Source organism: Streptomyces sp. NPDC031365 (assembly GCF_055569765.1).
In genome coordinates this window covers 140,014-148,972 of the sequence record NZ_JBVIIM010000004.1, presented here as the reverse complement: position 1 = coordinate 148,972, position 8,959 = coordinate 140,014, and the positions used below count along the sequence as shown (strand labels likewise).

General features: G+C 69.3%; 11 protein-coding genes, 1 tRNA gene and 2 pseudogenes. 5 read left to right on the top strand and 9 right to left on the bottom strand.

The features are described from left to right. Positions 1–86 precede the first annotated feature (86 nt). The 5 genes and pseudogenes from ACZ5C2_RS08595 to ACZ5C2_RS08575 form a co-directional block, all read right to left on the bottom strand. A pseudogene (locus tag ACZ5C2_RS08595) lies at positions 87–296 on the bottom strand (RRQRL motif-containing zinc-binding protein); the annotation flags it as partial. Beyond that, a complete protein-coding gene (locus ACZ5C2_RS08590; protein ID WP_468787978.1) occupies positions 296–1,156 on the bottom strand; it encodes a protein spdB in 861 nt (286 codons plus the stop codon). The gene ACZ5C2_RS08590 and the pseudogene ACZ5C2_RS08595, both read right to left, overlap by 1 nt. Further along, positions 1,153–1,434, bottom strand: coding sequence for a DUF6303 family protein (locus ACZ5C2_RS08585; protein ID WP_468787976.1), 282 nt, complete (start codon positions 1,432–1,434; stop codon positions 1,153–1,155). Before ACZ5C2_RS08585 ends, ACZ5C2_RS08590 begins: the two co-directional genes overlap by 4 nt. Beyond that, positions 1,431–1,700, bottom strand: coding sequence for a DUF6284 family protein (locus tag ACZ5C2_RS08580; protein WP_468787974.1), 270 nt, complete (start codon positions 1,698–1,700; stop codon positions 1,431–1,433). The genes ACZ5C2_RS08585 and ACZ5C2_RS08580 overlap by 4 nt, the downstream gene beginning before the upstream one ends. Before the next feature lie 89 nt (positions 1,701–1,789). Continuing rightward, positions 1,790–1,975, bottom strand: coding sequence for a hypothetical protein (locus ACZ5C2_RS08575; RefSeq protein WP_468787972.1), 186 nt, complete (start codon positions 1,973–1,975; stop codon positions 1,790–1,792). 694 nt (positions 1,976–2,669) lie between these two features. Between ACZ5C2_RS08575 and ACZ5C2_RS08570 the strand changes: the two genes are divergently transcribed. The 4 genes from ACZ5C2_RS08570 to ACZ5C2_RS08555 all read left to right on the top strand — a co-directional run bounded on the left by ACZ5C2_RS08570 (position 2,670) and on the right by ACZ5C2_RS08555 (position 5,191). Next, positions 2,670–3,515, top strand: coding sequence for a sigma factor-like helix-turn-helix DNA-binding protein (locus tag ACZ5C2_RS08570; protein WP_468787970.1), 846 nt, complete (start codon positions 2,670–2,672; stop codon positions 3,513–3,515). Between the two features lie 56 nt (positions 3,516–3,571). After that, the gene (locus ACZ5C2_RS08565; protein WP_468787968.1) at positions 3,572–4,327 is read left to right on the top strand and encodes a protein phosphatase 2C domain-containing protein; all 756 of its coding nucleotides are present in this window, start codon (positions 3,572–3,574) and stop codon (positions 4,325–4,327) included. Between the two features lie 49 nt (positions 4,328–4,376). After that, positions 4,377–4,494, top strand: a tRNA-Ser gene (locus tag ACZ5C2_RS08560). A gap of 457 nt (positions 4,495–4,951) precedes the next feature. After that, on the top strand, positions 4,952–5,191 hold the full coding sequence (locus ACZ5C2_RS08555) for a hypothetical protein (protein ID WP_468787966.1): 240 nt from the start codon (positions 4,952–4,954) through the stop codon (positions 5,189–5,191). Here the strand turns inward: ACZ5C2_RS08555 and ACZ5C2_RS08550 are convergent. Continuing rightward, positions 5,180–5,539: pseudogene (locus ACZ5C2_RS08550) on the bottom strand (thiol-disulfide oxidoreductase DCC family protein); the annotation flags it as partial. The gene ACZ5C2_RS08555 and the pseudogene ACZ5C2_RS08550 sit on opposite strands and share 12 nt — an antisense overlap. A gap of 485 nt (positions 5,540–6,024) precedes the next feature. On the opposite strand from ACZ5C2_RS08550, the gene ACZ5C2_RS08545 reads away from it, so the two are divergent. Continuing rightward, positions 6,025–6,885, top strand: a complete 861-nt coding sequence (locus ACZ5C2_RS08545) for a GNAT family N-acetyltransferase (protein ID WP_468787964.1) — start codon at positions 6,025–6,027, stop codon at positions 6,883–6,885. A gap of 6 nt (positions 6,886–6,891) precedes the next feature. Here the strand turns inward: ACZ5C2_RS08545 and ACZ5C2_RS08540 are convergent, their stop codons facing one another. From ACZ5C2_RS08540 to ACZ5C2_RS08530, 3 genes are all read right to left on the bottom strand, one after another. Then, positions 6,892–7,431 (bottom strand): DinB family protein, encoded by a 540-nt coding sequence (locus ACZ5C2_RS08540; protein WP_468787962.1) that lies wholly within the window; start codon positions 7,429–7,431, stop codon positions 6,892–6,894. Continuing rightward, the gene (locus ACZ5C2_RS08535) at positions 7,428–7,859 is read right to left on the bottom strand and encodes a hypothetical protein (protein ID WP_468787960.1); all 432 of its coding nucleotides are present in this window, start codon (positions 7,857–7,859) and stop codon (positions 7,428–7,430) included. The genes ACZ5C2_RS08540 and ACZ5C2_RS08535 overlap by 4 nt, the downstream gene beginning before the upstream one ends. A 63-nt stretch (positions 7,860–7,922) precedes the next feature. Further along, complete coding sequence (locus ACZ5C2_RS08530) at positions 7,923–8,789, bottom strand: bifunctional DNA primase/polymerase (RefSeq protein ID WP_468787958.1); 867 nt, start codon at positions 8,787–8,789, stop codon at positions 7,923–7,925. Between the last annotated feature and the right edge of the window lie 170 nt (positions 8,790–8,959).

The following is an 8,959-nucleotide window of genomic DNA, read 5'->3' as shown; positions in this document are numbered from 1 at the left end:
TCCTTATCCCCCCCCCCCCCCCCCCCACCCCCCCCCCCCCCAACCCCCCCCCCCCCCCCCCCCCCCCCCCCCCCCCCCCCCCCCCCCCCCCCCCGGGCCGGGGTCATGGGCCGGACCGGCTTGGCCTGGTCGATGCGGTAGAGGTAGGCGACCAGCGGCCCCCGCCGCCGGCGGGGGCGTTCGAGCTGTGCGGCCACGTCCTGACCACCGGGCCGCAAACCGAGGGCGCGGAGTTGGCGGCGAGTGGCGTAGCCGTCCGGGGCGAGACGCCACCGGAACACCGGCAGCGCACCCATCAGGCGACGCGCTTCCACGCGGCGCGAAGGCGCATCTCGGATGCGGAGTGCCCGGCGGCGCGGAAGCGGGCGGACATCTCCCGGTACGACAGGGCGGGTGTCTCGCTGTGCCGGATCTCGTCAACGACGACGTCCAGCGCCTCATCAGTGAGCGCCGGAGCGGCCTCCAGTGAGCGGGCCGTAAGCGGCTCCGACGGCCCCCACACCGGCAGCTCCCACCGGGGCGTGACACCGGGTGTGACGCGGGTCGTCACGCTGGTGAGCGCCCTGCCGGTGTCCTCGCCGGCGCGGGCCGTCTCCAGCGTCGACCACGCCGACGAGAGCGTCTGTGCGGTCCGTGCCTGGACGCGTGCGACGCGCGCCCCGGCATCCGTCACGGCCGTCAACCGCGTCTCCTCGGTGGTCGCTTCCGCCCGCAGTCGGGCGCGGGCCACGGCCGCCTCGTCGCGCGCTTCCTGCTGAATCCCGCGGATCGCGTCCAGGGCGACGGGAGTCAGGGCGGTGCGCTCCCACAGGCCGTGGACCAGCCACAGGGCTTTGGCCGCGATCGGCAGCCACGTCACCGCCAGCCACGCCCCGGCGGACTCCTCGGCAGTGAGGGCGTGCGCGACGAGGACACCGGCGGCGAGGACGCCGAACGACCAGCCGACGGCGGTTACGGCCCGATTGTGGTCGCCCTGCGCGGCCAGTCGGCGTTCGTAGGCGAGGGTGGCCAGCCATCCCCCGTCGATCCCGAGACCCACGACCAGCGCGACCAGCCACGGCATGACCGGGCCCAGCCACATCACCACCACGGCCAGCGTGAGGACCATGGACACGGCCGTCATCGCGACGGCCGGAAGAACGGTCTTGGCCCTCATGCGGTGGCCCCTTCCTGCTCGCGCACGTCCACGGCCGCGATCAGCACGACCGGGGTGGAGTCGTCGTCGGGGCCCCGGCTGTCCTCCGTCCAGGACCACACCGCGCCCGGCGCCACCTCGTAGCCGAGGGCGGCCAGCACGCGCCGGCGCTCCGCCACGGTGGGCACCGGGCCCGTGCGCTCCCACCGGAAGGTGGGCCACTCGGTCGCGCCGTAGACGACGACGTACAGGCGCCAGGCGCTGTCGTCGCTCGACATCTGCGCGGTCAGCGTCCTCATGCCGCACCTCCGGGAAGGCTCGCGCCGGCGGGGCGGTTGAGCAGGGCGACGCGGGCGGCGAGCGCGCGGCGGCGGGCCCGGCGGATGCGCCGGTTGTCCAGCTCGGTCGGGATGCGGTCGAGGGTGACGATGTGCGCGTCCAGCAGCTCGACGTCCGCCAGGATGACGGGCATCTCGCGCTCGATCGCGTCCAGCTCGGCGTTCGTCGGCTCCATGAAGTCGGCGAACGCGGTAACGGCGTCCTGAACAGTGACGATGTGGTCCATGGGTCGTGGTTCCTCTCACAGGTTGGTACGGCCCGTCGCGGCTCCCGGGGGTGCATCCCGGGGGCCGCTCGCCGTTGTGGGGGTGTGGGTCAGTAGCTGCCGGTGATGCGCAGGCTGAGGGCGGGCTTGTTCAGGCTGCGCAGGTCCCGGCGGATCACGGACAGCGCGTCGGCGCGGGTGATCGGGTGGGTGAAGTGCGCGGTGTCGTTGATCTCCTCGCGCTCGCCCGTTTTCAGGTTGGTCACGGTCGCGGTGAACGTGAAACTCCAGCGCATGGCAGTCCTCTCAGACCGATGGGAAGAGGTGGAGTCCGGCCCGGACGTCGGGCCCCGGCTCCCCGCACTCCCGTCCGTACGGCCCGCACAGAGCGAGCGCACGGACGGGAGAGGCAGCCGGCCGCAGCGTCAGTGCTGCGAAACCAGGAAGCGGACCGGAACGCAGAACGGGTGCTGCCGGCCGGTCCGGCCTCCAGCAGCACCCCAGGTATGTCGTCGGTTCACACCGAACCCCCATGCGTTCGCAGGGAATCGACTTGATCTTTCGCGGCTCCGAACGCGCCTTGCTCCGCCTCCCATCGACGGCGCGTCATTGCCGTGCCGCTCAGGCGTCACTCGCTGAACGGCGCTCCCATCCCTCGCGGGTGTCATGGACCGGGTGCAGCCCAATCACCGGGGTCCCCGTGATCCGGTCCCTGGGACTGCGCCCGAGGGTCAGACCAGCGGCTTAGCCGATGACACCGATCGATCCGTGAAGACGACGGACTTTGACGTCTCCCCTGCCGCACGGACCGCGTGTAGGCGGGACCGGCGGGGTCGTTCGTGCAGCTCAAACAGCCGTGATGGCGACCCCGCGTTCTGCTTAGGGGGGGTTGCCGTCGAGCTTGATAGGTACGGTAAGCAAACTCATGGCTGCACGCAACCCCCTCTCGCGGTACAGTCGGTAGCCCCCCTAGGCAGTGATCGGAGAATCGTGCACAGCGACATGGAACGGGTCTCGGGCATCGGAGATCCCGTAGAACGGGCCAAGGCGGCAATTGACCTGATGGCGACGTATCAGGGGTGGGTGCTGGAGCTGTCCCGCGTCCGCCGTGAAGCCATCGAAGAGGCGCAAGCGTCTGGCCTGACACAAGCGGAAATTGCCTCACGTCTCGGGGTGAGTCGCGGGCGTGTCGGTCAGCTCGCGTCCGCCGGTCCGCCGCCGGAGCGTGCATTCTTCGGCACTGATCTCGTGACCGTCTCCCTTGGCGGGAAGTACGAGGGCGGAAAGGCGCCGGACCAGAACCCCGGCGAGGTAGTGGCCAGGGAAGACCTCGACAACTTCGAGCACCTGCGCAAGCTTCTGGCCGGCATGAAGCTCGATGCTCAGTACGAGGTAATCCCGCCTTCCGGCATCGTCAACCTGAACCGTGACAACCACGTGGTTGTTTGTGGTCCGCGCCTGTCGCCCATCGTGGCTCAGGTGCTGGAAGGGGACGACAACCTGCGGTTTGAGAAGGACCATGCCTGGCACCTGGTCGACCAGAAGGCGGGGCAGCGGTACCGGTCCCCGATGGACGAAGACGGGTCCGCAGGTGACTTCGGCTACCTCGGCCGGCTCCCTCGGCTCGATGGGCGCGGGACCTTCCTCTACATCGCCGGTATCCACGCCATCGGAGCGAACGGAGTCGTCCACTACTTGGAACACAACCTCGCTGAGCTGTACCGAGAGGTGCGCGCGAAACGCTTCTCCACACTCATCTCATGCCGCTACAACCCCGAGACCTTTGAGGTGCTGGAGAGCCGCAGGGTCACCCCGCTGTACCGACACGAAGGCTGATCATGCGCGTCTGCTTTGACTCATTGGGCGGGGGCGCCAACCCCAACGAAGACTGGGTGGGTGCCTCGCCGGACCTGGCCGTGGTGCTAGACGGCCTAAGCACGGCAGGGCTGTCCACGGGGTGCCGTCACGGTGTGCCGTGGTTCGTGGCCCACCTGGGAGGGCACCTCATGGCCGCTCTCGCAGAACCGAGCGTGACGCTGCCCGATGGCCTGGCGCTTGCGCTTGAACGCGTCGCAGCGCTTCACCCGGACTGCGACCTTGCCGACCCCGGCACGCCGTCCGCCACAGTCGCAGTACTACGGCAACGACACGCAGTGCTTGACTACCTCGTACTCGCTGACTCGCCCGTGGTGTTCGAAGGGGCCAAGGGTGGTCACACGGTGATCACTGACCTTCGCGTGGACGATGTGTTGCCAGAGCTCCGGGCGGAAGCGGAAAGCCACGAAACGCACACCCCGGGGCACAGGGAGGCCGTGCAGCGACTTGTGCTCGCTCAGCGGCAGGTACGCAACACGCCGGACGGCTACTGGATCGCCGGCGCCAATCCAGAGGCAGCACGGCACTGCCTGACCGGTTCGGCCAGGCTCCGAGACGTACGTTCTGCCGCGGTGATGTCCGACGGGGTGTCAAGGCTGGTCACGGAGTACGGGATGGCTACCTGGGATGAGGTGTTCGCGACTCTCCGGACGGACGGCCCCCGAGCCCTGATCGAGACCGTACGCAAGACTGAGGCGACGGACCCGACCGGCCGTCGGTGGCCACGCTACAAATCCGGGGATGACGCGACCGTGGCCCACTGCTGGTGGTGACGTGGCCCGTAGCCCTTCGCGGCCATCCTGTGGCCAGGAATGGCGCGGGGGAGGTGTCCAGCACCGAGTAATAGCAGGTCAACGCCTTCTTGTACCTTGCTATGTGGCTGGTCTTGAAAACCGTCGTGGCAGCGATGTCACCGTGGGTTCAAATCCCACCGCCTCCGCGTGTCGGGGATGTGCTGGTCAGAAGGGGTGCCCCTCAGTGAGGGGCACCCCTTCTGCATGAGGCTTGTCCCACCCTGATCGGCACTGTCGCATGGTGGGCCGGTCGCGCTCGCGGGTGTGTACAACGAGGCAGCGATGATGGCGTGGTGGTCCTGCAGCCGGGCGTAACCCGCAACACGGCGGACGCTGAACAAGGTTGTCGTTCAGGAGCTCTGTTCGGTTCTCCGGCGCCGATGCACTGAAACGTCTAGTACCTCCTGCAAAGGCACCGGAGCCCGGTGCGTTGCGCACCCCACGACCGTCACCCGATCAGTGGACACGCTGAAAGAGTTCGCTGCTGCAGACGAGTTTCCTGCTCCGTGGTGGATTGCAGCACGGACGGGTGGCAGTCATTTGGCTCAACATTCACCGTATGTTGCTTGATGCATATCCTTTTCGTTCACCCTGTTCAGCAGGATGAAATACCCCGTCCTGCTCCTGCTGTTCGGCATGCACGTGAATATCGCGCTGCTCATGGGGCTGCCACTCTTCTCTGGCGCGATGATCGTCGCCGATGCCGCGTTCCTGCCGGACCGCTTCTACCGCGCTCTGGGACGGCTGGGGCGGCGCACCTTCCAGCGCACAGGTGGCATGGGAGGCGAAGCCCTGGTCGGGACAACGCCCGCAGCGGTACCGCCGCAGCCCTCACTGAAGTAGAGGCCAGCGGTCCGATGTCCCTCGCATACGGGCCGGGAGAGAGCAGGTGACTGTGCCGCCCGGCAGATGGTGGCGGTTCTTAGCGACAACCCGGTAGACGCCTCGGGCCATCCAGTTGACAGGCGGCAGCCGCAGAGCGATCCCGAGCCACCACCAGCGCCGTCGTCCGCACATCAGCACAGCGGACAGGGCGCGCGGTCCACCGTAGACCTTGCCGCCGACAGGGCTGATCCACATGACTTCGCGATCGGCTCTGTCCGCGGTGACACCCGAGGCGGCGAGGTCGGCGTACTGCCAGGGCATGAATTGCACACGCGGCTGAGTGACGCGCCGAACAATGTCGATCGTTCGGCTGCAAAATCAGCAGGCGCCAGCGGAGATCGTGACCTCGGGTGAGGTCGGCACGACATTGGGTTGCCGCGGTGTCGGGGTTGCGCGATCGACTCGGTTCAGGTTTTCGGTGGCGGCCCAGTGCTGGTGACCAAGGACATGCAGCGACATCGGAGGGCAGCTCTTGTGTGTGCTCCTGGTTATTGAGGAGGTAAGCGTTGTCCGCCTTGACGGGATCAGGCCGAGGACCCTTGGTCGTCGGCGATGGCAGGGGAGCCGAGGGCGGCGGCAAGAGCCGCTGAGGCGATCAGAACGCTGGAAATTCGACGCATTTCTGTCCTCCTTGACATGGGTGGACGCCGATTTAATCGGCGAAGACCTGGCGGTCTCATACTTCCCTTTCGGTGAATATTCCTACGCTTATCACCCGAATGTGCGCGACGGTAGGGTCCGACGTTCGTGAACCGCTGGACCCGGCACGGTCAGGGCGTTCATCCTGAGGTATGCGATCCGACGACTGGCATCTCACCGAAGACGTCGACGAATTCCTGGCCCGGGCGGGAGGCTTCCTGCGCTCGCGGCCCGGCTCGCATGTCATGCAGTTGACGTGGGCGGAGAGAGTGCGCAGGCGTGGGCCGGGCGCGTTCGATGGTGGAGCTCCCGTGTTCGGTGTGCTGGAACGAGAGGGCGAGGTACACGGCACCTTCTACCGGCTTCCGCCGCGCGGTGTGTGCTGCACCCCGCTGACGTACGAGCAGGTCGAATCCCTCGCCGCCCGCCTGGCCGTCGACCTGCCCTCCCTGCCCTCGGTCAGCGCGGACCATGACACCGCCACCGAGTTCGCCCAGGCTTGGCGGCGGCACACCGGCGTGACGCCGAAGATCCGTGACACACGGCTCCGTCTGTATGGCCTCGGCACGCTCACTCCGCCGGATCCGCTGCCGACGGGCCGGGGACGTGTCCTGGGCGAGCAGGACCTTGAGGAAGTCATCTACTGGTGCGAGGAGTTCGCCCGGGCCGTCGGAGAGGTTGTCACCCTGGACGCAGGCACATGGGCCGCGTCGCGCTTCGCCGACAAGCGTTACACGCTCTGGGAGACTCCGGACGGCACTCCCGTCTCCGTCGCGGGCATGAATCCGTTGATCGGCGGTCAGGTGCAGGTGGATGTCGTCTACACCCCGGCGCACCTGCGCGGCCGGGGCTACGCGGGCGCCGTGACGGCGGAGGTGAGCCGGGCCGCGCTGGACGCGGGGGCGCGGGACGTCGTGCTGTTCGCGGATCTGTCCAATCCCGTTAGCAACGCCCTGTACCAAGGGCTCGGTTACCGCACGCTCACCGACTGGTCGGTGTACGACTTCGCGTGAGGGAGCTCACGACGCGGCCCGCAGCAGGCGGAGCTGGCCGATCTCCGTGGCGTTCTTCATCAGTTCGGCGTTCACCCAGGCGGCCATGTGGGCCCTGGTGTACGCCGGGCCGGTCGGCGACCAGGGGAAGGGGGCCGTGGCGTCCAGGTCGGTGTCGGTGAGGCCGTCGAGCAGCGTGAGCCACTCCGTGCGCAGGGTGCGGAGCCATTCGACGGTCGCCATGCCCTCGCCGGGCCAGGTGATGTCGGTCCGCTCCCGGGGACGGCGCCCCCGCGCGTGGTCCAGCGTCACGCTCCACCACCAGCCGATGTGCCAGCTCAGCCAGGCGATGGTGGGCACGGGTACGGGGTCCGGTTCCGTTTCCGCCCAGTCGGGGATCCACCTGCCCTCGGGGGAGCGGCGTACCGTCCAGCAGTGCGGGACCGGCTCCCAGAGGAAGTCCTCCGGTTCCACGCGCTCCAGGTGGTACTCGAACAGCGACCAGGTCAGTTCGAACTGCCAGCGGATCAGCTCGGTTCGGGTGCTGGCTGAGGCACGGATGGTCATAGCTCCTCATCCGCGGCGAGCCGGTCCCAGGAGACGTCCCGGAGGGCGGGTTCGGCGTCGCAGCCCGAGGGGATGTGCGGGGTGGGCTGGAACCAGATCACGGTGAGGCGGGAGCGGTACAGCGCACGGTCGTGCTCCGGATCGAGCGCCTCGGAGCGGAAGCTGCCGACGCAGGTCACCGCGGGCAGCACCTCCACCGGGCCGAAGGCTCCGGCGTACTGGTCGGGATACTCGCGCGGGGGCGGGATGAGATGCACCGGGGTGCCGGGGAAGGCGCGCTCGGCGGAGCGGAGCAGCCCGGCGACGGCGCGGTCGTTGAGGATCTTGCACGGGTATCCCTCGAGCAGTCCGCCGTACGTCGACGACATGCGCAGCTCGGAGAGGTCGACCGAGCGGCCGGAGGCGAGGGCGACGCGAGCGAGTGCCATGGTCGGCACTTTAGAACGGCGGTGCATGTATGGCTTTCGGTTTTCCAGAGGGCTGAGACGACGTCAGTGGCCTGTCATGCGCGCAGCCGACGCGATTGTCGCGCGGGCCTCGTGCTCGGACAGGCCGGTGGTGCGGGCCGCGTCGGTCAAGGAGTCCACCAGGGCGGGCCCGATGCCGTCCTCGTAGGCACGGCACGCCGCCCAGAACAGACGGGTGTTGCGCTGGCCCTCGTGCGCCGCGAGGACGAACTGGACCAGGCCCTGGCCGTGTCCGCCGGTGGACGAGGGCGCCGGATGGTGTGCGCGGGGCGGTGGGAGGAGCAGGCGCAGGAGTGCGGGCGGGCAGGGCGCCGGGGGCAGGTGCGCGGTGCCCGGCGCGGCCGTGTACGTGCCGTGGTCGGTGCGGGAGCCGGGGCCGACGAGGTAGCCGCCGGCGCCCCGGATGTCGATACCGGGGGCGAGGCGGCCGGCGGAGTTGGGGACGACGGCGTCCGGCGGGCCGCTCAGCCAGAGATGGCGGCCCCCGCTCGGGGTCAGGACGACCACCGTGGCGGGGATCGTGAACAGGTGGCGCAGGGCCAGTTCGCGCAGGGCGACGGAGGAGTCCGTGCCGGTCTTCGTGTCCAGGTCGACACCGATGAGGTGGTGCGGGGGGAGGCCACAGGCGATGCCGTAGCCGGTGGCTCGCGGTGCGGCGGCGAACAGCGCGCGGATTCGGGCGGGATCGGTGGAGGCGTCGTGGACGCCGTGGCCGAAGCGGCCGCACTCGCCGTGGCAGGGCGGCCCCGTCGGTTGTGGGTCGTCGCGGTGCGGGGAGCGCAGGGCCGGGAGTTTTCTCCGGGACAGGGGGATGACGGCCAGTCCGCGTTCGGCGGCTGACAGGGCGTGTGCGAGGGCCAGCGTCGTGGCCTGCCGGTCGGTGGTGGCCATGACCCTATTTTCGTACAAGTGTTCGAGGAAGGGAAGAGGGAGGTGGGGGGGGGGGGGGGGGGGGGGGGGGGGGGGGGGGGGGGGGGGGGGGGGGGGGGGGGGGGGGGGGGGGGGGGGGGGAGGGGGGGGAAGGGGGGGGGGGGGGGGGGTTTATGTGGGAGCACGGTATC